This is a genomic window from Blautia sp. BIOML-A1, from assembly GCF_009883055.1.
Taxonomy (GTDB): domain Bacteria; phylum Bacillota; class Clostridia; order Lachnospirales; family Lachnospiraceae; genus Blautia_A.
On record NZ_WWVR01000029.1, the window covers coordinates 20,068 to 43,416 of the forward strand.

General features: G+C 44.6%; 25 protein-coding genes and 1 pseudogene. 3 read left to right on the forward strand and 23 right to left on the reverse strand.

Annotated elements, in window-relative coordinates; translation table 11 throughout:
- Window positions 1-99 precede the first annotated feature (99 nt).
- Window positions 100-1,443, forward strand: a complete 1,344-nt coding sequence (locus GT674_RS12435; RefSeq protein ID WP_161286000.1) for an MATE family efflux transporter — start codon at window positions 100-102, stop codon at window positions 1,441-1,443.
- Window positions 1,444-1,446: 3 nt separating this feature from the next.
- Here the strand turns inward: GT674_RS12435 and GT674_RS12440 are convergent, their stop codons facing one another.
- The 5 genes and pseudogenes from GT674_RS12440 to GT674_RS12455 form a co-directional block, all read right to left on the reverse strand.
- Window positions 1,447-1,836, reverse strand: coding sequence for a response regulator (locus tag GT674_RS12440; RefSeq protein ID WP_161286001.1), 390 nt, complete (start codon window positions 1,834-1,836; stop codon window positions 1,447-1,449).
- 17 nt (window positions 1,837-1,853) lie between these two features.
- Window positions 1,854-2,084, reverse strand: coding sequence for a histidine kinase dimerization/phospho-acceptor domain-containing protein (locus GT674_RS17805; RefSeq protein ID WP_330585571.1), 231 nt, complete (start codon window positions 2,082-2,084; stop codon window positions 1,854-1,856).
- An 18-nt stretch (window positions 2,085-2,102) separates the two neighbouring features.
- Window positions 2,103-2,246: pseudogene (locus tag GT674_RS17660) on the reverse strand (PAS domain-containing protein); the annotation flags it as partial.
- 156 nt (window positions 2,247-2,402) lie between these two features.
- Window positions 2,403-3,518, reverse strand: coding sequence for a hypothetical protein (locus GT674_RS12450; RefSeq protein ID WP_161286003.1), 1,116 nt, complete (start codon window positions 3,516-3,518; stop codon window positions 2,403-2,405).
- Window positions 3,519-3,751: 233 nt separating this feature from the next.
- Window positions 3,752-5,548: an L-fucose isomerase gene (locus GT674_RS12455; protein ID WP_161286004.1), complete on the reverse strand. Its 1,797-nt coding sequence runs from the start codon at window positions 5,546-5,548 to the stop codon at window positions 3,752-3,754.
- A gap of 218 nt (window positions 5,549-5,766) precedes the next feature.
- Here GT674_RS12455 and GT674_RS12460 point away from each other — a divergent pair, with 218 nt between their 5' ends.
- The gene (locus tag GT674_RS12460; RefSeq protein ID WP_161286005.1) at window positions 5,767-6,615 is read left to right on the forward strand and encodes an AraC family transcriptional regulator; all 849 of its coding nucleotides are present in this window, start codon (window positions 5,767-5,769) and stop codon (window positions 6,613-6,615) included.
- 46 nt (window positions 6,616-6,661) lie between these two features.
- Here the strand turns inward: GT674_RS12460 and GT674_RS12465 are convergent, their stop codons facing one another.
- From GT674_RS12465 to GT674_RS12540, 16 genes are all read right to left on the reverse strand, one after another.
- Window positions 6,662-7,705 carry a cob(I)yrinic acid a,c-diamide adenosyltransferase gene (locus tag GT674_RS12465; protein ID WP_161286006.1) on the reverse strand — a complete coding sequence of 348 codons (1,044 nt, stop codon included), beginning with the start codon at window positions 7,703-7,705 and terminating at the stop codon, window positions 6,662-6,664.
- Between the two features lie 24 nt (window positions 7,706-7,729).
- Window positions 7,730-8,881 carry a 1-propanol dehydrogenase PduQ gene (locus tag GT674_RS12470; RefSeq protein WP_161286007.1) on the reverse strand — a complete coding sequence of 384 codons (1,152 nt, stop codon included), beginning with the start codon at window positions 8,879-8,881 and terminating at the stop codon, window positions 7,730-7,732.
- 15 nt (window positions 8,882-8,896) lie between these two features.
- Entirely contained in the window at window positions 8,897-9,670 is a 774-nt protein-coding gene (locus GT674_RS12475; protein WP_161286008.1) for a DeoR/GlpR family DNA-binding transcription regulator, read from the reverse strand.
- 26 nt (window positions 9,671-9,696) lie between these two features.
- Window positions 9,697-10,245, reverse strand: coding sequence for a BMC domain-containing protein (locus GT674_RS12480; RefSeq protein ID WP_161286009.1), 549 nt, complete (start codon window positions 10,243-10,245; stop codon window positions 9,697-9,699).
- A 16-nt stretch (window positions 10,246-10,261) separates the two neighbouring features.
- Complete coding sequence (locus GT674_RS12485) at window positions 10,262-11,590, reverse strand: 4Fe-4S dicluster domain-containing protein (RefSeq protein WP_161286010.1); 1,329 nt, start codon at window positions 11,588-11,590, stop codon at window positions 10,262-10,264.
- A 4-nt stretch (window positions 11,591-11,594) separates the two neighbouring features.
- Window positions 11,595-11,861: a EutN/CcmL family microcompartment protein gene (locus GT674_RS12490; RefSeq protein WP_022215771.1), complete on the reverse strand. Its 267-nt coding sequence runs from the start codon at window positions 11,859-11,861 to the stop codon at window positions 11,595-11,597.
- Window positions 11,862-11,937: 76 nt separating this feature from the next.
- On the reverse strand, window positions 11,938-12,549 hold the full coding sequence (locus GT674_RS12495) for a phosphate propanoyltransferase (protein WP_373091472.1): 612 nt from the start codon (window positions 12,547-12,549) through the stop codon (window positions 11,938-11,940).
- 217 nt (window positions 12,550-12,766) lie between these two features.
- A complete protein-coding gene (locus GT674_RS12500; protein WP_005427721.1) occupies window positions 12,767-13,045 on the reverse strand; it encodes a BMC domain-containing protein in 279 nt (92 codons plus the stop codon).
- 48 nt (window positions 13,046-13,093) lie between these two features.
- Complete coding sequence (locus GT674_RS12505; protein WP_161286012.1) at window positions 13,094-13,408, reverse strand: BMC domain-containing protein; 315 nt, start codon at window positions 13,406-13,408, stop codon at window positions 13,094-13,096.
- 42 nt (window positions 13,409-13,450) lie between these two features.
- Window positions 13,451-13,726 carry a propanediol utilization microcompartment protein PduA gene (gene pduA / locus GT674_RS12510; RefSeq protein WP_022215767.1) on the reverse strand — a complete coding sequence of 92 codons (276 nt, stop codon included), beginning with the start codon at window positions 13,724-13,726 and terminating at the stop codon, window positions 13,451-13,453.
- Between the two features lie 66 nt (window positions 13,727-13,792).
- The gene (locus GT674_RS12515; protein ID WP_161286013.1) at window positions 13,793-14,107 is read right to left on the reverse strand and encodes a BMC domain-containing protein; all 315 of its coding nucleotides are present in this window, start codon (window positions 14,105-14,107) and stop codon (window positions 13,793-13,795) included.
- Window positions 14,108-14,130: 23 nt separating this feature from the next.
- Window positions 14,131-15,366, reverse strand: coding sequence for a zinc-dependent alcohol dehydrogenase (locus GT674_RS12520; RefSeq protein ID WP_161286014.1), 1,236 nt, complete (start codon window positions 15,364-15,366; stop codon window positions 14,131-14,133).
- 18 nt (window positions 15,367-15,384) lie between these two features.
- On the reverse strand, window positions 15,385-16,773 hold the full coding sequence (locus GT674_RS12525) for an aldehyde dehydrogenase family protein (protein ID WP_161286015.1): 1,389 nt from the start codon (window positions 16,771-16,773) through the stop codon (window positions 15,385-15,387).
- A gap of 44 nt (window positions 16,774-16,817) precedes the next feature.
- Window positions 16,818-17,681, reverse strand: coding sequence for a class II aldolase/adducin family protein (locus tag GT674_RS12530; RefSeq protein WP_161286016.1), 864 nt, complete (start codon window positions 17,679-17,681; stop codon window positions 16,818-16,820).
- A 203-nt stretch (window positions 17,682-17,884) separates the two neighbouring features.
- Window positions 17,885-18,676: a glycyl-radical enzyme activating protein gene (locus GT674_RS12535; protein WP_161286017.1), complete on the reverse strand. Its 792-nt coding sequence runs from the start codon at window positions 18,674-18,676 to the stop codon at window positions 17,885-17,887.
- A 12-nt stretch (window positions 18,677-18,688) separates the two neighbouring features.
- On the reverse strand, window positions 18,689-21,208 hold the full coding sequence (locus GT674_RS12540) for a glycyl radical protein (RefSeq protein WP_161286018.1): 2,520 nt from the start codon (window positions 21,206-21,208) through the stop codon (window positions 18,689-18,691).
- Between the two features lie 292 nt (window positions 21,209-21,500).
- On the opposite strand from GT674_RS12540, the gene GT674_RS12545 reads away from it, so the two are divergent.
- Window positions 21,501-22,214, forward strand: coding sequence for a phosphatase (locus GT674_RS12545; RefSeq protein WP_161286019.1), 714 nt, complete (start codon window positions 21,501-21,503; stop codon window positions 22,212-22,214).
- A gap of 149 nt (window positions 22,215-22,363) precedes the next feature.
- On the opposite strand, the gene GT674_RS17665 is transcribed toward GT674_RS12545, so the two are convergent.
- Together GT674_RS17665 and GT674_RS12555 are read right to left on the reverse strand one after the other, a co-directional pair.
- Window positions 22,364-22,912 (reverse strand): transposase, encoded by a 549-nt coding sequence (locus GT674_RS17665; protein WP_330585570.1) that lies wholly within the window; start codon window positions 22,910-22,912, stop codon window positions 22,364-22,366.
- Window positions 22,870-23,340 carry an IS200/IS605 family accessory protein TnpB-related protein gene (locus GT674_RS12555; protein WP_442859860.1) on the reverse strand — a complete coding sequence of 157 codons (471 nt, stop codon included), beginning with the start codon at window positions 23,338-23,340 and terminating at the stop codon, window positions 22,870-22,872. Before GT674_RS12555 ends, GT674_RS17665 begins: the two co-directional genes overlap by 43 nt.
- Between the last annotated feature and the right edge of the window lie 9 nt (window positions 23,341-23,349).

A 23,349-nucleotide genomic window follows, 5' to 3' on the forward strand; every position in this document is an offset into this window, starting at 1 on the left:
ATGGTACAAATAATAAGGTAGAGAGGAAACTGTCACGAAGAGCAGTCCTTCATCTCTATTGATTCAAAGAACACAGGAAAGGGAAGAGTAATTTTAGCTATGAAAAAGAGTCTGAGAATGACAGAGGGAAGTATCTCCCAAAAGATCATTTTTTTTGCAATTCCATTGTTTCTGGGAAATCTGTTCCAGCAATTGTATAATACTGCTGATTCCCTGATCGTAGGAAATTTTCTTGGAAGTAATGCACTGGCGGCAGTCAGTTCATCTGGAAATCTGATTTTTCTGATGGTAGGTTTTATTAACGGTATTGCCATGGGTGCAGGTGTTGTTATTGCACGATATTATGGAGCAAAAAAAAGAGACTGCCTGCAAAAGGCAATCCACACAACGGTTGCATTCGGACTTGTGGCCGGTGCTGTGCTGACAGCTTTGGGAATGTTTCTGGCACCAAAGATCCTGGTATTGATGGGAACTCCTGCGGACGTGCTCCCGGAATCTATTGTGTATTTCCGTACATATTTTGCAGGGTCTATGGGTGTTGTCATGTACAATATCTTTGTTGGAGTTCTGCAGTCGGTCGGTGATGGACGCCATCCACTGATATATCTGATTATTTCTTCCTGTGTCAATGTCGTTCTGGATATTTTCTTTATTGCAGGTCTTGGTATGGGAGTCGGATCAGCAGCACTTGCAACCGCAATTTCACAGTTTGTCAGTGCACTGCTCTGTATGGTTCATTTGCTGCGTGTGGAAGAAGAATACCGTCTGGAACTGCGAGAGATTCGTTTTGACAGTTCTATGCTGAAGCAGATCATCCAGAATGGTGTACCATCTGGCTTTCAGAATTCAGTGATCGCGATCGCAAATGTTTTTGTGCAGTCAAATATAAATGCATTTGGAAAAATGGCAATGGCAGGATGTGGTTCCTACTCTAAGATAGAGGGGTTCGCCTTTTTGCCGGTGACCTGTTTTACGATGGCTCTGACAACCTTTGTCAGTCAAAATCTGGGTGCAAAACAGTATGACCGGGCGAAAAAGGGAGCAAGGTTTGGGGTGCTCTGTTCGATTGCTATTGCAGAGTTGATCGGTATTATCATATATGTGGCAGCACCGGTACTGATCACAGCGTTTAACAGAGATCCTGATGTTGTACATTATGGAGTCATGCAGTCCAGAACAATTGCGTTATTTTATTGTCTGCTGGCGTTTTCTCATTGTATCGCAGCAGTACTTCGTGGATCAGGTAACGCATCCGTTCCGATGATCGTTATGCTCTGTGACTGGTGTCTGTTCCGCGTAAGCTACATTACTGTGGCAGTTCGTATTATCCCGGATATACGAGTGATTTTCTGGGCATATCCATTGACCTGGGGTATCAGCTCCGTGATCTTTCTGTATCTGTTCTTACGGGGAAAATGGGTTTACGGATTCGAGAAATCTTAACCGCTATACCGAATATTCGCATAAAATTTTCTTTACGTTTTCGATTTTTACAGGCTTTGCAAGGTGAGCATTCATTCCCGCTGCCAGACACTTTTCTTTATCTTCTCTGAATGCATTTGCTGTCATGGCAATGATCGGGATTGTCTCAGCATCTGGATGTTTCAGTGACCGGATTGTTTTTATCGCAGTAAGCCCATCCATTACAGGCATCATGATATCCATCAGAATTGCGTCAAAATAACCTTCCGGTTTCTCTTGAAACATCCTAACCGCCTGCAGTCCATCTTCTGCAAATGTCAGATTTGCACCTTCATCAGACAACAGCGTTTTCGCAATTTCTGCGTTCAGTTCATTATCCTCCACCAGCAATAAGTTTAATCCACTAATATCCATCTGTGCTGCTGTTTTCTTTACTGTATCTGATGCGGAAGCAAGTTTAAACAGAATTCTGATAATAAAAGTTGATCCGATTCCCTGTCATCAAAATGCTTCTCCGCAATCTTCAGCAATCCAATAATGCCATTCAGCGGGGTTCTCATATCATGAGACATCCTGGAGAGAAAATCAGACTTGCTTTTATTTGCTTTCTTTTCACTTTCCAATGCAATTGATTTGTGCATGAAGTCATTTTTATCCAGCATGAGATTCCAATGTTCGATGGTTCCGTCTTTCTTTATTACTTTCTGTCCCCGATCTTCGATGTATTTGTATGTGCCGTCCTTACAGCGTATCCGGTAAATAGTAGCATAATGATCGGAATAAGTATATTGATTTAATGCATCTGCAAGTCCGACTTCCACATCATCCGGATGTGCTGATTTTCATTCAGCAATGTAGCATATTTACAAATTTCCCGTTTTAATGAACAAAAGCAACAAAGCAGAAAAATCCGATTTTAACTCCTCCGGATAAGCAGAAAATCCAATTTCCATTTATGGCTGGAAATTGGATCTTCATTCTTAACGTTTCTTATAATGGTAAATGATAACTCCGACTGCTGCAAGTATTGCAATTGCCAGAATCCAGATAAGAGGCTTAAAGCTTCCTGCATCCTTCTTTGCCGCTACACTCTGTCCTGCGGTCTGAACATTCTCTTTATTGTCCTGTTCGTCTGCTGCCGGTTTCGGAGTTTCCGTTGCTTCCAGGGTTTCCGTTGCCACCGGGATTTCTGTCGGTGCAGGAGTCTCTGTCGGTACCGGTGTTTCTGTTGCCGCCGGAGTCTCTGTCGGTGCAGGCGTTTCTGTTGCTGTCGGGGTCTCTGTCGCTACCGGTGTTTCCGTTGCCTTCGGTACTTCCGTTGGAGTCACTGTTATTGCGGTTGGTGTGGCTGAAGCTTCCGGTACTTCTGTGACAGTCGGTGAGACTGACTTCCCTGCTGATACCGCATCGCCTTCCTGCATTGGCACTGGTGTCATGTCCACTGCCTCTGAGGTCTGTGGGTTCTCATAAGTACCGTGTTCCTTCGCCCATTCTTCGGTCTTCTCCAGATCCACCCAGCCCTCTGTGCCATCGATTGTTGTAACGCCCCAATGGCTGCCGTCAACCAGATCTGCATCCTTCGTAATATGAAGAGTCTCTCCATTCTGGATCTCACGTACTCCCGGAACTTCACCGTACTTGGTTCCCGGTCCCTGATAAAGCTTCTGGGTGCCATCCTCTGCGTAAGCCCTGACATTGTAGTCTGCATTATAATCTACATTGTCTCTGCCTGCAATGTACAGTTCTGAATCGATTGCCTCCTTGCGGGACTGTGCCGGTCTGCAGTCATCCAGCGGAACATAACCGTACATACCATGGTATTCTGTATAACCCCAGGTTCGGTTGTTTACCTTATCTTCGGTCTCTCCCTCAATATGTAAAGCCGTTCCATTCGGAATCTGGCTGTCATTTAATTTCGCAGAATTCAGATCCGGCAGAGAATAGATATCAATTCCTCCTGCCTTAGATTCTACAATCATGTAATAATCTGTTTTATAATCAGGACTTTGTTTCCCCTCCTGCACATCTGCCATAACATTCACACTCATCAAAAGTCCCAGCATGATGGTCAGAAGACTCGTTATTATCTTTTTCATTTTATCTTCTCCTGTACGATGTTGATCCCAAAAAGTTTCTTCCCCTATCATACCATAGTAATCCCTCAATGATAATCCTTTTTTATTCCAAAAAACATATTTTTTTCGACATTTTTACCGATATTATAAAGGAACAAAGCGGAGTAATTTCCCATAAAGTTAAAAATGGCATCCCCGGAGATTTCTCCAGGGATGCCTGAATCATGGCAATTAATTGATTCCTTAGTTAATTATTATTTGTACAGAGGTCCGTAGTTCTTGCATGCACGGAAGTCTGCACCTTCTTTGTCCATACCAAATGCATTCCATGCTGCCGGACGATAGATATCTTTTTCCGGAACGTTGTGCATGGATACCGGGATACGAAGCATAGAGCACATTGTGATCAGGTCAGCTCCGATATGTCCGTAGGAGATAGCACCGTGGTTAGCTCCCCAGTTGTTCATTACATCATAAGCTGTCTTGAACGGTCCCTCTTTGCCATCGCATCTTGGAGCGAACCATGTGCATGGCCATGTGTAATCTGTACGTTTCCAGAGTTTGTCAGATACTTCTGCCGGAAGAGCTACTGTCCATCCTTCAGCGATCTGCAGAACCGGTCCAAGTCCTTTGACAAGGTTCAGACGGATCATAGTTGCAGGCATCTGAGCACGTGTTTCATAACGGCTGGAGTATCCGCCTCCACGGAAGTATCCGTTGTCGGCCATACACCATTCTGTGTTATCCATGATTGCTTTCTGGTCTTCTTCTGTGATATCCCACCACTGTTTCATAACAGCATTGCCGTTTTCGTCTTTTGCTTCGCCGTTAGCATCGAGGCATGCAGCACCGGAGTTGATCAGGTGAAGGAATCCGCCAGCTTCTTTGGCAACACCCTCAAGGTCATATCCTGTAGCTTTCTTAACAGCCTCCGGGCTCCAGTATGTACGAACGTCAGCGAAGATCTGAGCTCTGTTTGTAAGAAGTTTCATGAACATCATTCCAAGACCGTTGAGAACGTCATTCTCTGTAGCGAGGATGTACGGCTCACGAGCTCCGTTCCAGTCGAAGGATGTGTTCAGCATAGCTTCTGCAAAGTCACCGTTTGGATAGAAGTCTGTCCACTGTCTCTGTCCCTGGAAACCAGCTGCCAGAGCGTTGTGTCCGATTGCTTCTTCGGAGAATGCAGGATCAAGATTATCACAGCCGTTCATCAATTCTTTGATGATAACTGCCATCTTAACTACGAATTCAAACTGCTCTTCTTTCTTCTCCGGGGAGAACTGAAGTTCTTCCGGGTTCTTGTCCCAGCCGATCTTGCAGGTTTCTTTTGCCCATTTGAGAGCTTTCTCAAATTCTTCGTGATCATAGATACCCTCTGTCATACGACGGATGATTTCTACCTCATCAACGGATTCAACACGCATTCCAAGATAGGATTCGATAAAGTCGGAATCGATGATAGATCCGCCGATACCCATTGTAACAGAACCGATCTGAAGGTAGGATTTACCTCTCATGGATGCTGCTGCAACTGCTGCGCGTCCGAATCTCAGTAATTTTTCTTTAACGTCTTCCGGAATAGATGTGTCATCAGCTTCCTGAACATCATGTCCGTAGATACCGAATGCCGGAAGTCCCTTCTGTGCATGTGTAGCAAGAACGGATGCAAGATAAACTGCTCCAGGTCTCTCTGTTCCGTTGAATCCCCATACAGCTTTGATTGTCTGCGGGTCCATATCCATTGTTTCTGCACCATAGCACCAGCAAGGTGTAACTGTAACTGTGATATCAACGCCTTCTTTACGGAATTTATCAGCACATGCTGCACTCTCACCTACACGTCCGATTGTTGTATCAGCGATAACAACTTTAACCGGCTCACCGTTGGAATATTTCAAATTTTCTTCAAAAAGCTTTGCAGCGGACTTAGCCATGTTCATTGTCTGCTCTTCAAGAGATCCTCTTACGTCCAGGGCTCCTCTACGTCCATCAATTGTTGGTCTGATACCGATAACCGGATAGCTGCCTACTAATCTGCTCTTTGCCATGATAAATTACCTCCATATAAATTAAGTAATTGTCTGTCGGGAGTTTCTGATGTTCACTGTGAACAGTCCACAAAAAGCTCCCTTGTTTTCTATATTTCATAGTATACAATTGCCAAGGGATAATTACTTGTGTTATAATGGCAAAAAGTAGTACAATATTCACTTTTTTGACTGTGGGTATGATTTTTTTGAAAAAAATACATAAGGAGGAGATTTTTTTGCACGATCTGGACCGCAACGAAGACCGCCTGAGGGGAACCTATGAATTCCCGTTTGAATTCCATCATATAGAACCCAGCCATCCCCGCTATGTCATGTCCTATCACTGGCATGTCGAATATGAGATCATACGCATCCTGAAGGGTTCTCTCTCTGTCACTTTAGACGAAAAAAGCTTCACAGCGACAGCCGGAGATATCATTTTTATACACAGCGGCATCCTGCACAGTGGAATTCCTGAGGATTGTGTATATCAGTGTATTGTTTTTGACGGAAACACTTTTCTGAAATACAATTCCGTCTGTTCCACTTATATGCAGAAAATTATTCATCAGGAAATTCTTATCTATCATCATTTTACCCCGAAATACGCTGAAATCTGTGACATTGTGAACAGTATTTTCGATGCTCTCTGGATGCATCCTGCCGGATATGAGATGACAGTCATTGGACAATTTTACCACTTTTTCGGTATTGTTTTTGGTAAGCATTACTACCTGGAAAGCGTTACCAGAACACGGCGCGACTACAAGCGCATCCTGCAGCTCAAACAGGTACTCGACTTTATCGAGCATAATTATGCATCACCGCTCACGCTTCAGCAGCTTTCTTCTTCGGTGTCCATGTCGCCGAAATATTTCTGCCGTTTCTTCTCGGAAATGACACATCAGACTCCGATGGATTATCTGAACCATCAGAGAATTGAGCAGGCCTGTTACCAGCTTTCGACTACGGATGATTCCATTACGGAGATTGCTTATCGGAACGGATTTAATGATCTCAGTTACTTTATCCGCACCTTTAAGAAATACAAGGGAATGACCCCCGGCAAATATAAACGGGCATAAAAAAAGAATCTGTTTCCTGCAGCTCAGAAAACAGATTCTTTTTTATTTATAATACTTCATTCAGAATGGACAGACCATATTCTGCCAGACTGTGATCTTCTTCACCGGTTCCTCCGCTGATTCCCAGACCGCCGATGATCGTATCACCGACTTTGAGAGGTACACCGCCGCCAAAGATAACAATCTTGCCATTGTCCATCTTATCCACACCGAAAAAGGTTCCGCCCGGCTGTGCCAGGACTGCCAGTTCCTTTGTAGACATCCTGACTGCGACTGCAGTGTAGGCTTTCTTGGTAGCTACATCAAAGCTTACAAGAAAAGCTCCATCCATGACATGGACAGCGACCGGATTTCCATCCGGACCACAGACTGCGATCACCGCATTCTTGCCACGGCGTTTCGCTTCCTGCTCAATCTTGTCTATCAGGCGTTTTGCACCATCCAGAGTAATCCGTCCCTGGATTCCCATTCTTTTGAGAACTTCCTGAATCACTGCTTCATCTGTCATAGGAGTCTGTACTGCTGCCACTGGTTCTGCCTCTTTTCCACCAAAAGGTGTAATCTCTTCCTTCTTTTGCACCGACTGCTCTGTGGTTTCCATATATCTGGCCATAACATACAGATAATCACTCAGACGGTTCATATATTTCTTTGCACCATTGTCTGCCCCAAATTTCACACTGACAGCTGCAAGATCACGTTCTGCTCTCCTTGCAACTGCCCTTGCAATATCCAGTTCTGCTGACAGACGACTGCTGCCCGGAAGAATATTTTCTTCTTTAGGACAATGGAACAGCCCTTCCAGACGGCTGATTTCTTCTTCAAGCTGTCCGGTTCGGTCATCCTCTGTCCTGAATTCTCTGTTAAAAGGATCCGCCACGCCTGAACACACCGCATTCAGCGTTCTCTGGATGTTTTCGATAAAACGAATATCTTCTGCTTCACTCATCATGGTCTTTATAAGTCCCAGATGGCTGCTCAGTTCGTCTATCGTTCCTACCAGTTGAATACGGTCATCTGACTTGGAGACATTTTTTGTGTGGACAAGATTCGTAGTTCCCTTGTCACCATTTGCTGTATAAATGCTCATCTCGGCATCTCCTGTGTCATTTTGTTAGAATGACCAAAGTTTGGTATAAATCTTAATGATGTCCTCTTTGGTCGGTGTTCTTGGGTTGGACGGTGTGCAGGCATCCGCAAGTGCCGCATCAGCCATCTTATCCACTGCTGCAAAATATGCATCCGGAGTGATAGTGCCAAGCTCCTGGATCGTCATTGGAATATTCATTTCCTTCTGCATAAACTGAATCCAGTTTACAAGAGAACGTACGCTCATTACCTGATTGTAATTGCTCAGTCCCAGAATATGTGCAACTGCTGCATATCTCTCTACAGACGGAAGATATTCTTTCTGGCTTCTGCTTCTCTTGTTAATGTTCGCATTGAATTCCACGATATGCGGAAGGAGCATCGCGTTTGCTCTTCCATGCGGAATATGGAACATTGCACCAAGCTGATGAGCCATACTGTGTGTAATACCAAGTCCTGCTGTATTAAAGGAAAGTCCTGCAAGACAGGAGGCCACGTGCATCTTCTGTCTTGCATGCATATCACTTCCATCCAGATATGCTCTGAGGAGGAATACTCCGCAGATTTCCATTGCTTTTTCTGCCAGTGCTGCTGAAAATTCATTGTGTCCTGTACTTACATAAGACTCTAGTGCATGTGTGAACACATCCATTCCTGTGTCTGCTGTGATAGTAGGAGGCACACTCTTAACGAGCTCTGCGTCCAGAATAGCTTCATCTGCTGTCAGGCTGTCAGAAACCAGTGGATATTTTACTCTTGCTTCCGTATCGTTTACAACTGCAAAGGAAGTTACTTCTGATCCGGTTCCGCTTGTGGTCGGAATTGCAATCAGACCAACATCTCCATAATGGTTGATCTTCAGTGCAAACTCACGGATTGCCTTTGAAGAGTCAATTGCAGAACCGCCGCCAACTGCGACGATTGCTTCCGGCTGATAGCTCAGAAATTTCTTAACTCCATCTGCAATCTTATCTACCGGTGCGTCCGGTACAACATTATGGAAAATATCATATTCCTTACCAGCTTTTTCCAGTGGTCTGGTAATCAGATCAATCATTTTGCTCTGCACTACAAACGGGTCTGTAATGATAAGAACTCTCTGGTATGGAATGCTCTCAAGACGTTCCAGTGCATTATCCCCAAAATGAATGGCTGTTTTCATTTCAAAGGTCTTCATATTGCTGCTCCTTTTCTATGGCTGCATGTCAGGATAAAGGCATTTGACATTTGCCTCCTCAAAATATCCCATCCATTTGTCAGATGGTTTCCTGTCGGTTACAACCACATCTACATCCCGCAGTTTCCCTGCTACAGAAAATGCGGTCTGATCAAATTTTGTACTGTCTACAACCAGAATTTTCTCGCGCCCTGACGCAATCATGGATTTTTTGGTTGTTCCAAAGGATTCTTTGGATTCCATAATTCCCCATTCATGATCAAGTGCCTTACAGGAAAAAATAACCTTGTCCACAAAATAAGAACGGATTGCTTCTTCTGTTCTGGCTCCCAAAAAGGCAAGGTATCCTTCTTTCATGACACCTCCGGTTGAAATGATATTCCAACCGGATACATCTGATAATTCAAGAAGAATTTCCATGGAATTTGTGATTACAGTGAGACGCTCTCTTTCTTTGAGTGCCTTTGCCACAAATACAGCTGTGGTACTTGCATCAAGAAAAATATGGTCTCCCTCCTGTACCAGAGAAGCCGCGATCTCGGCCATTTTTTGTTTCCCGCTTACATTCTGGTTCTTGCGGATATTAAAGGGCAAATCAATACTTACATCCTCATTTATGACTGCTCCGCCATAACTCTTGATCGCAAGTCCTTCTTTTTCGAGCTTGTCAAGATCTCGGCGGATCGTTTCTTCCGAAACCTCATATAATTGACTCAGTTCACTAACTACAACTTTTTTTTCTGCCTGAAGTTTCTCCAGAATTAAGTTCCGTCTTTCTAATGCCAGCATCTGCTTTGCCCCCTTCTGAGAACATTTTATAAAAGAGAATCCATCATTCGTTTATCCGGATGTGCAATGACAGATGAATCCAGATACATACCTTTTTCTGCCACGAATTGTTTTGCTTTCTCGATGGAAGCTTCTACTGCTGAAACTTCTCCTGTAAGAAGCATGTAGGATTTTCCACACATACCTTTTGCAATACGCAGTTCGATCACATCTACGATTGCTGTTTTGGCAGCCTGGTCTGCTGCTTCGATAATGGAAGCTGCATCATAAGTCTCCAGAATACCCAGAGCACTGATTCCTTCTACCTGTGTTGTTCCATACATTGCCGGGAAAAGGGATTCGTGCGGGTTACCAAGTACAAAGCTGTCAATGCATTTGTCCTCATATGTGGTTACAGCTGCATCAACTGCAGCTTTAACTGCACTTAAATCGCCTGTGATAATTGCAATATATTTTCCCGGACATACGGTCTGTGCCTCGACGATCTCTACATCAGAGGTCTTTACCATGGCATCTGCTGCTGTGATACCTGTGGCAGTCGTTTTAAATTCAATCATTCCGATTGCTTTACTCATGTTCTGCACGTCCTTTCTACTTTGCTGCGATTATGATATGGCGATCTGTTACTTCAGTTACTCTTCCTGAGATACTTGCATGAATGCTTACGCTTAATCCGTCAGCATGCTGCGCGATCATCTGTCCCTTGGTTACTGTGTCGCCTGTCTTCACAATTGCCTGTGCCGGTGCTCCGATATGCTGGCTCAGAAGGATCTTAACCTTGGATACCGGAACTACGTTCTCATCCATCGGTGCATCCTTATCGTATTTCGTCAGTCCGAGGCGGGCCATCAGACGTTCTTCCGGAACCTTACGATATTCTCTTGAAGGTTTAACCGGTACCGGCTGAACTCCCTGCGGAGGTCTGATACCTGCTTTACGAAGTCCGCCCTTCATGTCTGCAAGAAGTGATCTTGGTGCAAGACTCTGCGGGCAGGCATACATTTCGCATACACCGCAGGAACTGCAGAATGCGGAATCGATGTATGGATTTAAGTCTCTGAAATCTCCGGCAGAAGCTGCTCTCATAAAGCGTGCCGGATCGATCGGATGTCCAAGATTATGTCTTGGGCAAAGGTCCGTACAGGTATTACACTGGCAGCAAATGGATGCTGCACGTTTTAAATCGATTGCTGAAGTTCTCTGTTTTTTCATAACGATCTGGTGATCGCGCGGAAGAACAAGAACTGCATTTGTTGTTTTGGTAACCGGATCTGAACCGTTACCAATACGTCCCATCATCGGTCCGCCTACAAAATAGACCGGATCCTTTGTGGTGATCTCACCAGCCTGTGCAACGACTTCATCCAGTGTACAGCCCAGAGGAACCTTAACTGTTACAGGATGACCGACTTCTGCAACTACTGATACGTATTTTTCTGTTACAGGATTCTGTGATGTCACAGCCTGATATACGTTGTAGATAGTCTCTACGTTGAATACAATGACGCCCTGCTCAATCGGCAGTCCACCAGGTCTGCAAACACGTCCGGTAGCTTCATAGATCAGCACAACTTCATCGCCCATCGGATACACTTCATCAAGAAGATGGATCTTCAGGCCAGGAAATTCTTCAATGTGCTGCTGCAGTGCCTTGATCGTCTGAACATAGGATTTCTTGATTCCGATGATCGCCTGTGAAGCTCCAACGGTTTCCATAACCATATGGAAAGTTTTCATGATCTCATATGCATGTTTCTCAAGTAACTGTCTGTGAAGTTTCAGCAATGGTTCACATTCTGCACAGTTCATAAGAATTGTGTCCGCCTTGTCTGTAAGCTTGGCGTATGTCGGGAATCCGGCTCCACCTGCACCTACGACGCCACTGTCCTGTATAATTTTCTGTAAATCTTTGATTTCCATGGCGTTACTCCAATCCTGCACCATCATCGATGATTCCGACTATCGCGGCATCGATTGGTGCTGTTTCTTCACCGCAGCCGATTCTTGCTGCGCTTCCTTGTGCCACCAACACATATTCCCCGATTCCCGCGCCGATAATATCGATCGCAACAATCTGGGATAAGTCAGCTTTCATATGATGCACCGGCTCCACGATCATGAATTTCTGTCCTATTAACTTGTCACTTTTCCGCGTGGAAACCACGCTTCCAACTACTTTTCCTACTATCATGTGTGTGCCTCCGCATTATTATATAATCCCCTAATGCCGGTGACTTACGCCACCGGCTGATTCAGGAGAAATTTCTTTACTTTATGATGGTAACTGTATTGCCTGTGGCAATCTTTGCTGCATTCGCTTCATCTGTATCAATATGCATCTCCAGTGTGAAACTGTCATCCACACGGATCGCAACCTGATTAAAGATAGTTCCGCGCTCATTATCTGCTTTGACAGAAACGATATCGCCGTTCTTGACACCGGCTGCCCTTGCATCGCTCGGAGACATGTGGATGTGACGCATAGCCACGATACATCCCTCTTTGAGATAGATGGCACCCTTAGGTCCAACGATTGCGATCGGCGCACTTCCTGCAATATCACCAGACATACGAACTGGAACATTCATTCCAAGTTTGATGGCATCTGTTGCAGATACCTCAACCTGTGTTGCACTGCGGACAGGTCCGAGTACACGAACATTCTCAATCGCACGAAGCTTCAGACCGATGATTGTAACAGTTTCGTTTGACGCAAACTGTCCGCCCATCAGATCTTTCTTCTTGGTGAGCTGATATCCAGGTCCGAATAATGTCTCTACATGTTCCTGTGTCAGGTGAACGTGTCTTGCGGAAACTCCGATCGGAACCATAAAGCCATTGCCTTTGTCTTCTGACTGATTGATGGCGTCAATGACCATCTTTGTGATCAGTTCAATATTTTTTGATTCCAAGGATACACCTGCTTTCTTCCGTCAGGAATTGAAATTATGTTACTGTTCACTCCGTTCACAATAGCTTGGTCAAAATGCATTCCAAATCACCTTCGGTGATGGCATTTTGCCCCGTATGTCTCGGGATTTTGCCATATCCATGGCAAAACACCTCGCGGGCTATTACCTGTGAACAGTTACGAAATTATTTCAGTACCGGAAGGATTTTTTCTACGTCTGTGTGTGGTCTCGGGATTACGTGTGTAGCTACCAGCTCACCAAGTCTGGATGCTGCTGCACTTCCGCTCTCTACTGCAGATTTAACAGCTCCTACATCTCCACGTACCATAACTGTTACCAGTCCGGATCCGATTTTCTCTGTTCCTACAAGTGCAACGTTAGCTGCTTTGCACATCTGGTCTGCTGCTTCGATTGCTGCTGTAAGTCCTCTGGTTTCTACCATTCCTAAAGCTTCCTGTGTCATGATTATATCCTCCTTGTCCATAATGGATCATAAAAAATACTTGTCTTTTTATTCTGTCTCGTCTTCGCAGTCTTTCTTTTTCTTCCATCGGCTCGCACTCAGCTCAACGAGTTTAACAATTTCCTCATGCGGCCGTGCGATTACTGCATAACTTGCCGGTTTCTTAATCGCGCCTGCAACGGCAGCTTCGACTGCTTCGTTTACTGCCGATACATCGCCCTGTATGATAAGAGTTACAAGTCGTCCGCCCAGCTTACGTTCCCATGACGCCAGCTCAACGTCTGCAGTTTTACACATGATATCGAGTGCATTGATTGCAGCAACGACACCAGTGATTTCAAAAAAACCATATGCTTTACTCATGAGCGAACCCCTTTTGACTGATCTGAATATAGTTCGTCAGGATCAGATCTTTGGAAGAATTTTTTCTACATCTGTGTGTGGTCTCGGAATTACATGTGTAGCTACCAGCTCACCAAGTCTGGATGCTGCTGCGCTTCCGCTCTCTACTGCTGCTTTAACAGCTCCTACATCTCCACGTACCATAACTGTTACCAGTCCGGATCCGATCTTCTCTGTTCCTACAAGTGCAACTTCTGCTGCTTTTGTCATTGCATCTGCTGCTTCGATTGCTGCTGTCAGTCCTCTGGTCTCTACCATTCCTAAAGCTTCCTGTGCCATTGTTTCTTCCTCCTGAATCATTGTCTGTAAAAATTAATCTAATATTTATGCCAGGGATATCAGCTGTCAGCTTTTATCCAGGGCGCTGATTTTGAGCATCTTGACCGTATCCTCTGTCGGACTCGGTATTACGTAGTGCTGCACTACACCAGTTCTCCGGTTTGCTTCTGCCATTCCTGCTTCCACAGCTGCGGTCACGTCTTCCACGCTTCCGCGGAATTTGATGCATACCAGAAGCGGTACTGGCAGGCTGTCAGCATTTGCAGGTTTGTTCTTGTCGAACACCTCCAGGCGGACATTGGCTGCCTTGCATCCTGCATCTGCCGCCACAAAGGCTGTTGCCAGCCCAAATACTTCCAAAATTCCTACAGCTTCTGCCATTTTGCTTCTCCTTTATTTCCGGATTATTTATTAATGATCGCGATCTTAAGACCTGTCATTGCAAGGTTTGTCTGATGTGCCTCATTGATCTGCTCAAGCGGGAATCTGTCTGTGATAAGATCAGACATCGGAAGTCCGATTGCTTTTGCTCTCTTGAGGAAATCAAATGTTGTTGCATAATCTCTCAGTGTGTATACCCAGGAACCAACCAGGTTGATTTCTTTGGAACACAGATCGAAGTGCGGGTTGATTGTTGCATCTCCACCATTGATGAAGAAACCAAGCTCGCAAAGTCCACCGCCGTTGCGGATGAATTTGTAGATGTTTGAATGAGCGTGCGGGTTTCCTGTACACTGGAATGCAAAATCTGCAAGATGTCCGCCCTGAGCTTCTTTCACAGCTTCTGCAAGAGCTTCAACACCTTTGTACTGTGTAAAGTCAACGGATACTTCAGCACCCATCTTCTTAGCGAAATCAAGACGTTTTGCATTTCCGTCTACTGCACAGATGTTTTCGATACCCATGGTACGAAGGATAGCGATACAGATAAGACCAATCGGTCCACATCCCTGAACAACAACTCTTGAGTTGAATTTAAGGATTCCTGTTGTTTTTGCTCTTTCTACTGCATGGATAAGTACTGCACATGGCTCGATCAGGATACGGGAATCCAGATCCAGATCACTTACGTTGAAGAATGTAGATCCGAAAGATCCTCCTCTGATCAGGATGTAATCAGAGAACCATCCGTTAAGATGTACATCATCATCCGGAAGAAGTCCGTATACATCTGCTCCGCCAACGTTTTTCTTGTTAAGGTCGAACATTGTGATTTCCGGATCATCCTTGAAGATCATACATGTAACAACTTTATCGCCGACTTTAACTGGTTTTCCAGCTGTATCAACTTTAACGTTCTTACCCATTTTTACGATTTCACCAGTTCCCTCATGGCCAAGAGCTACAGGGATCAGACCGAATGGGTCTCTCTTGAATTCGTGTGCGTCAGTACCGCAGATACCGCATCCTTCTACTTTAACAAGGATATCGTCATCTCCGACTTCCGGCATCGGGAATTCTTTGATCTCATAATGTTCCAGGGCTGTCAGCATAGCAACGTGAGCTGTTTTCGGGATTACCGGACCAGCTGTCGGTGCAGCCGGTGCTGCAGATGCAGCTGTCTGAGCCGGTGCGTTTCCGGTCATTCCGGAAAGTACCTGTTTAACGATTTCTTCGATATTTACATTGTTCATATCCATTTTTAAATTTCCTCCTGATTAGCGAATGCAAAGGCTGTCGGTCATTACGCAGCGTCTTCTCTTGGTAAAGGTGCTTGCACTTGTAAGACCTTCACCTGTACGGCTTGCGATTGTGAATGTACAGAATCCTTCTCCACCGAATCCAAGTGCTGAATAGGACGGGCCGTTCTTAACAAGGATTGCAGTATCAATTGCTTTCGCATATTTGGTAATGTTGTCAACATTCTTGGAATGGATGTGTGCTGAGTGACGGTTGCCATGTTCAAGCCATACTGCCTGTTCTACAGCATCATCAAAATCTTTTGCTCTTACGATTCCAAGGATTGGCATCATAAGCTCTGTTGTGATAAGCGGATGTTCCTTCGGTCCCTCAAAGATGATGCAGCGGGTATTTGCCGGTGCATTTACTCCGATCATGGAAAGAAGTGTCTTTGCATCACGACCTACACATTTACGGTTCAGTTTACCACCTGCCAGAACAACCTCTGTTAATTTATCCTGTTCTTCTTTGGAAGCCAGATAACAGTCGTTCTCTGTCAGCATGTAATGCATCAGTTCATCCACTACAGAAGATACAGCAACAACTTCCTTCTCTGCGATACATGGAAGGTTGTTATCAAATGTACATCCATTTACGATGTCCTGAGCTGCTTTACGGATATCAGCTGTTTCATCAACAACTGCCGGTGGGTTTCCTGCACCAGCTCCGATTCCTCTCTTGCCGGAGGAAAGAACTGCTGTAACAACGCCAGGACCGCCTGTTGCTGCGATAAGCGGGATATCTTTATGTTTCATCATGATATTACTTGTTTCAAGAGTAGGTTTCTCTACTGTTACTGCAATATTGTCCGGTCCGCCTGATTCAAGAGAAGCTTCGTTTACCAGATTGATTGCAAAAATAGAGGTCTTGATTGCTGCCGGATGCGGATTGAATACTACTGTATTTCCGCCTGCCAGCATACCCATTGTATTGCAGAGGATTGTTTCACTCGGGTTGGTACATGGTGTGATCGCACCGATTACACCAAATGGTCCCATCTCGATCAGAGTAAGTCCTCTGTCTCCTGACCATGCAGTAGTTGTAATGTCTTCTGTACCAGGTGTCTTATCTGCTACCAGATGATGTTTCAGGATCTTGTCTCCTACGTTACCCATTCCTGTCTCATCAACACCCATACGAGCCATAATTTCTGCATTTTCTTTGATTTTCTTACGGATGCAGGTGATGATTTTTTCTCTCTGATCCATGGACATCTTCTTAACGATCAGTTCAGACTTCTTAGCAGCCTCAATTGCATCATTCATATCTTTGAAGATACCATGTTTTCCGGTCGGAGCATCTGCAATCTGCATTTTTGCCATTACTTCCTGTACAATATCCTGTACCATGCTCTCACTGATTGGCATGAGATTGTCCTCCTTTAATATCTACCACTTATTTATGGATCTGATTATTTCAGTCCCAGCTGAGCCATAACCTGTTTTGTGATGTTTGCAACCAGTTCTGCATCTGAATTAGCTGCTGCCGGAGCTGCTTCTTTGGAACATTCAGATCCAACGAAATCATACTGATATCCTGGGAACTGTTTGTAATCTTCGCTGCAGCCGCCGCAGTTATGGCAGTTTACGCCGTCTTTGTTCTGGCAGAGGTTTGCAGGATGTTTTCCTGGCATACCAAATTTACGACGGATCTCATACAGTTTCTTGATGTTTTCTTTGTCGAATTCCTTCGGTCCACCAAGAAGTTTGCTCTGATACAGAAGCTGTGCGTAGAATTCTACGGATTCCATCTTCATGTATGCGGCGTTCAGGTCTGTGCTCCATGTAAGAGCTCCGTGGTTCTCAAGAAGAACTGCGTCGAAGTATGGCAGATATTTCTCAAGATTGTCCGGAATTTCCATTGTGGAAGGTGTACCGTACTCAGCGATCGGAACGCAGCCAAGAGCGATAACTGCTTCTGGCATGATCGGCTGTGTAAGCGGGATACCAGCGATGGCAAAGGATGTTGCATAAATAGGATGAGCATGTACTACAGATCCTACGTCTGGTCTCTTCTGATATACTCTCATGTGCATTTTGATCTCAGAAGATGGTTTGAATCCCGGATTAGCCTGAATTACGTTACCCTGAGCATCTACTTTACAGATAAATTCAGGTGTCATGAATCCTTTGGATACACCAGTAGGTGTGCAGAGGAATTCGTTGTCATTCAGTTTTACGGAAATGTTTCCGTCGTTTGCAGCAACCATGTTGCGAGCGTAGATACGTCTTCCGATGTCACAGATCTGTTTTTTGATTTCAAATTCGTTTACCATGCTTATTTTCCTCCTAAAGCAATGTTTTTTGCTGTGCTGAAACAGCGATTAGGATAACCGTTAGAGCACAGCTTGGATTTTGTTTTATTTCTAAGGAGATTGTACTCCTTAATCCCTTAATTGTCAAGGAATTATCATTGTTTCATGTTGTTTTTGTTGCTTTTGTCGCTTTTTAAATGTTGCTTTTGTTGGTTTTGTTGTTTTCAGCCGCCAATCTGCACTTTCAGTGTGCTGACTGCCTCTGCCGCCCTCTTGAGGGTATTCATTTCTTCTGCTGTCGGCGGAAGAATTCCGTCCATTTTGTATTCTCTGCCAAGACCGGTGTACTTATCCTGACCAAGACGGTGATACGGAAGCAGATGGAGCTGTTCCACGCCCGGCAGTGTATCTGCAAAGGATGCGATTCCCTGAATCTCCTCCACGGTTGCATTAAATGTCGGGATCACCGGAACGCGGATGATCAGTCTGCACTTGCCGGAAAGAGCTACCCTGCGGGCATTTTCCAGCATCAGTTCATTGGAACGGCCTGTGAATTCTTTATGTTTCGCCGGATTGGTGTGCTTGATATCCATAAGATACAGATCCAGATACGGAAGAATCTCTTCAATCGTCTCAAACGGTGCACATGCCATGCTTTCCATAGCTGTGTTGATTCCATGTTCTTTGGCGGCCCGAAGAAGATCTCTTGCAAACTCCGGCTGGCAGAGACTTTCTCCTCCGGAAAGGGTCAGTCCGCCTCCGGACCGGCGATAGTACGGCCGGTCCTGCTCTACCACCTGAAGCATCTCCTCCACAGTAGTATCTCTGCCGATCACCTTATCTTCACCGAGAACCTTCATAGTCTGGATCTTATATTCCTGCGACTCTGGATTACAGCACCATCTGCATCGGAGCACACAGCCTTTCAAAAAGACGATTGTTCGGATTCCCGGGCCATCATGGATAGAATACCTCTGGATATCAAAAATACGGCCTTTTGTATTTAAATAATCCATAGTTTTTACCTTTTAGAAGCCCTGTTCTGTTCTTCTGATGATGTCATCCTGAAGAGAACGGGAGAGCGTTGTAAACAGCGCACTGTATCCTGCAACACGAACAACCAGATGTGAGTATTTCTCCGGATGCTTCTGTGCATCAAGAAGTGTCTCACGGTCAACAACATTGAACTGCATATGCATACCCTTCTGATCGAAGAATGTCTGGATCAGGGAAACAAACTTCTCCAGTCCTTCTCTTCCTGCCAGTGCTGACGGATGGAATTTCTGATTAAACAAGGTTCCGTTGGATACGATGAAATGATCCAGCCTGGAAACAGAAGTTGCTGCCGCTGTAGGTCCGTTGACATCCTTTCCTGCGGATGGTGAAACACCATCTGCCACCGGTGTATGTGCATAACGTCCATCCGGTGTTGCACCTGTCTGTCCGCCGAGCGGTACATTTGCCGATACCGGATACAGCCCTGCCTGGAACTGTCCGCCTCTTGGATTATGATATTTCTCCATTGGACGTGTATAAGTATAAGCTACATCTCTTGCAAAATAATCCACATCATCGATTGCATTTCCGAATTTCGGAACTTCATCGATCATATGATGGATCTCTGTGAATCTGCGGAGCTGTTCCTCTGTAGGTTTCAGTCTCATAACTGTCGTAAGAACTGCCTTTGCCATGTCTTCGGTGACATTCATGCCGCCTTCCTGCATTCCTTTGAGGATCATCTCGGACATATCTTTAACGGACTGCTCATCAAGTCCCTTGTCATAGTTCCATGCAAGAGCTTCTTTGTATTCTTTCATGGTGACTTTCTTGTCTTCGTACACAAGCTTGCGGATCGCATACAGAGAATCTGCCATATTTGCGATACCAAATCCCTGCGGACCTGTGAAGTTATAGACAGCTCCACCTTCCTGAACAGCAAGTCCTCTGCTGATGCAGTCATCTACCATACAGGATTCAAACGGAAGCGGTACTCTCTCTGCATGAGCAACATCGATCGCATTGTCTGCATTTACAAGAAGAGAAATGCAATATTCCATCTGCTTCTTATATGCATCATAGAACTCTTCAAAAGTTGTCATCTGTGTGACGTCGCCTGTCTGGATACCAACAAGTTCTCCCTTATCCATACCATTGGAAAATACAAGTTCAAGCGGACGGCACATATTGAAGAATGCTGCATCATGCCATCCATCTGTCTTACCTGCCTTCTGAGGCTCTACGCATCCGATGATGTTATATTCTCTGGCATCCTCAAGAGTCAGTCCTCTGTTCAGAAGTGCCGGGATGATCACCTCATCATTATAGTAAGCCGGAAGTCCGATACCGGTTCTTGTAAGTTCTGCCGCCTTGATCAGAAGTTCATGCGGGGAACCGTTCCATACACGGATGGAAAGAGAAGGCATTGGCAGATGTACATGCATGGATGCAAGGATACACATAACAGAAAGGTCATTGGTAACATCATTTCCGTATTTATCCTGTCCGCCGACGATCAGGTTCTGGAAAAGGCTGTATCCTGCAAATCCTTCTGCGGAAGCCGCATCACGGACCTTGTTGAGATCGTTCAGTTTAACCCAGATACAGTCGAGAAGTTCCTGTGCCGATTCTCTTGTGATGATACCCTTGTCAAGATCTGCCTTATAATAAGGATACATATACTGGTCAAAACGTCCCGGTGAAATAGAGTGTCCGCTGGATTCAACCTGAAGAAGCTGCTGCACAAACCAGAAAGACTGACATGCCTCATAGAAGCTTGTGGCTCCGTTTGCCGGAACACGGCTGCAGTTCTCGGCGATCTGCAGAAGTTCCTGTTTTCTTACAGGATCGGTACATTCTGCTGCCATTTTGGAAGCAAGCTCTGCATAACGCTCTGCATACTCAATAACTGCCTGACAGGAAAGGATAACTGCGTTAAGGAAATGAGATTTCTTAACATAGTTGCCGTCTCCAACCTGGCATCTGTCGAGTTCCGCCTGAGCTTTGTCGATAATTCCCTTATAACCGATTGCAAGAACTTCTTCATATTTAACAGTTACATGTCCGACACCATTGTAGAAATAGTTTCCTGGTGTAAAAATATTGTGATCAATTGCTCTGATTGCTTCCGGTGCCATGTAGGAAGTTGCAAGTTCACTGGAGGTCTTGCCCTTCCAGTATTTATGTACCTCTCTCAACTCCTGCTTGGTTTCCTCGGCAATGTAAAATGGATCCGCGGTCCTTGTTGCAACCGTATCCAGTTCATCCTCCAGCCACTGATAGGAAAATTCCGGGAAAGTCTGGCAGCCTCGCGGTGCGATCGTACTGCTTCCGACAATCAGCTCATCATCACGAATAATGATCGGAATGTTACGAAGGATGTGTGCAAAAGCTTCCGCACGTCTGGTGATCGTAGGCTGTCCCTCTGTGGCCTTATAGGATTCCGTGATCAGCTTTGCTCTGGCAGATTCAATAACCGGCATGTGTGCATACAGTGCCGCAATCAGCTTCGGGATCCTGGATGACTTTGGAACATCTGTGGTATTAAACATCTCCACACTTCTCCTTTCTTATGGTGTTTCAAACGCCATATCTCATATGCAATCTGACGGCGCCAAAACGCCATGATTCATATAAAGCCATTATACCGTATCCCCACTTTTATGTCAACAAAATCCAACATTATTCTCTTGTTTTTTATGCGGTTTTTGTTGTGGTTTTTGTTGGTTTTGTGTTGGTTTTTAGTTGGAATCTAATTTTTCGGTTGACTTTTGACCGTTTGACTGCCATACTGAACTTATCAAGATTTTACAGCTGAATTTTAAGCCGGAGGTGGACTACAAAATGTATCTTTCTGATATACACACTCACTCGATTGCCAGTGGTCACGGTACGATCTGTACTGTTTCAGACATGGCAAAAGCAGCTTCCCGAAGGGGACTGAAATTACTTGGCATTACAGATCACGGACCGGCCACTCTTGCTGCCGGAACTGCTTCTTATTTCAGGAGTCTTTCTTATTCTCCCAAAAAGCGTTTCGGGATTGAATTGTTGTTTGGGATTGAATTGAATATTCTTGATGCGAACGGACATGTAGATCTGAACGATGAACTTCTCGAAAAACTGGACTATGCGATTGCAAGTATGCATGCACAGAATTATAAGAGTGGATCTGTGAAAGAAAATACAAGTGCATATCTGAATGCGATGAAGCATCCCTGTGTCAAGGTTCTTGGACATTGTGATAATCCGCAGTTTCCTGTCGACTATGAGACGCTTGCAGTTGCGGCGAAAGAATTTGGGGTGATTTTTGAAATTAACGAGGCTTCTCTTGCTCCTTATGGATACCGGGGCGATACCCGGGCAAATAACAGAGAGATTCTGAAGTATTGTACGAAGTACGAAATTCCGATCGTGCTGTCGAGTGACAGTCATGGAACGGGACATATCGGAGATTTTACTTATGCGGCAGAGTTTGTGCATGAGGAGATGTTTCCTGAAGAACTGATCTTAAACAATAATATTCCTCGGTTGAAGATGATACTGAGTGAGAGGTAGGAAGTATATAATATATATATAATAATGGAAATAAAATATAGTTATAGTAGTGAACTACTCGGCAACAAGTTACCAGAGCATCTGAAATCTGGCGGGATACCGCCTTTTTTCAGGGTGCGTCCATGACACCAATACTGCTTGCCTTTCGGCTATACAGCTACTTTTATTACTTCTGGATTTTTTAGTCCGGTTACGGACAGTTCCTTCTGTTTTCCGGATACGGAAAGATATTTCCGCAGGATATTAAACGCGCCTACTGCATCTGCATTAAATCTTACTCCGTCAGTTATATACATGCCCCGTTCTTTTCGGTTTGATGCTTCTGCATACCTTTTTGATACTTCCGGTGATAACGGGCTGCACTGACTGGTATAGCTTTCCTCTTGTTTTATCAATTGAATCCCATACAGTTTCAACTTATATTCCAGCATGATATATAATTTGTTATATGGCAGGCCGTGAAACTTCTGGTTGGTCTTGTGTCCCATATCTTTTTCTTTACGGATATTTCGGATGTCCCCCACAACCACACAGCGGATATCTTCTTTTCTGCAGTATTCTGCAATCCATCTGGTCACTTTGTGAAGATAATCCTTTACTGCATTCTGCTTTTTCCTGTAAAGTCTCTGGATATGTTTCGATGATTTTGGGTATTTTATTCCTCTTTCCGATTGCTGTGCATACCATACAGACTGCACTCTGGCGATTTCTTTATGAAAATATCTTTCCANTCTTTTCGGTTTGATGCTTCTGCATATCTTTTTGATGCTTCCGGTGATAACGGGCTGCACTGGCTGGTATAGCTTTCCTCTTGTTTTATCAATTGAATCCCATACAGTTTCAACTTATATTCCAGCATGATGTATAGTTTGTTATATGGCAGTCCGTGAAACTTCTGGTTGGTCTTGTGTCCCATATCTTTTTCTTTACGGATATTTCGGATGTTCCCCACAATCATACAGCGGATGTCTTCTTTTCTACAGTATTCTGCAATCCATCTGGTCACTTTGTGAAGGTAATCCTTTACTGCATTCTGCTTTTTCCTGTAAAGTCTCTGGATATGTTTCGATGATTTTGGATATTTTATTCCTCTTTCCGATTGCTGTGCATACCATACAGACTGCACTCTGGCGAT

Bases quoted from the DNA above. Each gene is read 5' to 3' on its own strand.
- GT674_RS12435 (WP_161286000.1), top strand. From the start codon at position 100: ATGAAAAAGAGTCTGAGAATGACAGAGGGAAGTATCTCCCAAAAGATC.
- GT674_RS12440 (WP_161286001.1), bottom strand. From the start codon at position 1,836: ATGGATATTAGTGGATTAAACTTATTGCTGGTGGAGGATAATGAACTG.
- GT674_RS17805 (WP_330585571.1), bottom strand. From the start codon at position 2,084: ATGCTGGATAAAAATGACTTCATGCACAAATCAATTGCATTGGAAAGT.
- GT674_RS12450 (WP_161286003.1), bottom strand. From the start codon at position 3,518: ATGAAAAAGATAATAACGAGTCTTCTGACCATCATGCTGGGACTTTTG.
- GT674_RS12455 (WP_161286004.1), bottom strand. From the start codon at position 5,548: ATGGCAAAGAGCAGATTAGTAGGCAGCTATCCGGTTATCGGTATCAGA.
- GT674_RS12465 (WP_161286006.1), bottom strand. From the start codon at position 7,705: ATGAGCATTTATACAGCAAATGGTGACAAGGGAACTACGAATCTTGTC.
- GT674_RS12470 (WP_161286007.1), bottom strand. From the start codon at position 8,881: ATGAAGACCTTTGAAATGAAAACAGCCATTCATTTTGGGGATAATGCA.
- GT674_RS12475 (WP_161286008.1), bottom strand. From the start codon at position 9,670: ATGCTGGCATTAGAAAGACGGAACTTAATTCTGGAGAAACTTCAGGCA.
- GT674_RS12480 (WP_161286009.1), bottom strand. From the start codon at position 10,245: ATGAGTAAAGCAATCGGAATGATTGAATTTAAAACGACTGCCACAGGT.
- GT674_RS12485 (WP_161286010.1), bottom strand. From the start codon at position 11,590: ATGGAAATCAAAGATTTACAGAAAATTATACAGGACAGTGGCGTCGTA.
- GT674_RS12490 (WP_022215771.1), bottom strand. From the start codon at position 11,861: ATGATAGTAGGAAAAGTAGTTGGAAGCGTGGTTTCCACGCGGAAAAGT.
- GT674_RS12495 (WP_373091472.1), bottom strand. From the start codon at position 12,549: ATGGTCATTGACGCCATCAATCAGTCAGAAGACAAAGGCAATGGCTTT.
- GT674_RS12500 (WP_005427721.1), bottom strand. From the start codon at position 13,045: ATGACACAGGAAGCTTTAGGAATGGTAGAAACCAGAGGACTTACAGCA.
- GT674_RS12505 (WP_161286012.1), bottom strand. From the start codon at position 13,408: ATGAGTAAAGCATATGGTTTTTTTGAAATCACTGGTGTCGTTGCTGCA.
- pduA (WP_022215767.1), bottom strand. From the start codon at position 13,726: ATGGCACAGGAAGCTTTAGGAATGGTAGAGACCAGAGGACTGACAGCA.
- GT674_RS12515 (WP_161286013.1), bottom strand. From the start codon at position 14,107: ATGGCAGAAGCTGTAGGAATTTTGGAAGTATTTGGGCTGGCAACAGCC.
- GT674_RS12520 (WP_161286014.1), bottom strand. From the start codon at position 15,366: ATGGATATGAACAATGTAAATATCGAAGAAATCGTTAAACAGGTACTT.
- GT674_RS12525 (WP_161286015.1), bottom strand. From the start codon at position 16,773: ATGCCAATCAGTGAGAGCATGGTACAGGATATTGTACAGGAAGTAATG.
- GT674_RS12530 (WP_161286016.1), bottom strand. From the start codon at position 17,681: ATGGTAAACGAATTTGAAATCAAAAAACAGATCTGTGACATCGGAAGA.
- GT674_RS12535 (WP_161286017.1), bottom strand. From the start codon at position 18,676: ATGGATTATTTAAATACAAAAGGCCGTATTTTTGATATCCAGAGGTAT.
- GT674_RS12540 (WP_161286018.1), bottom strand. From the start codon at position 21,208: ATGTTTAATACCACAGATGTTCCAAAGTCATCCAGGATCCCGAAGCTG.
- GT674_RS12545 (WP_161286019.1), top strand. From the start codon at position 21,501: ATGTATCTTTCTGATATACACACTCACTCGATTGCCAGTGGTCACGGT.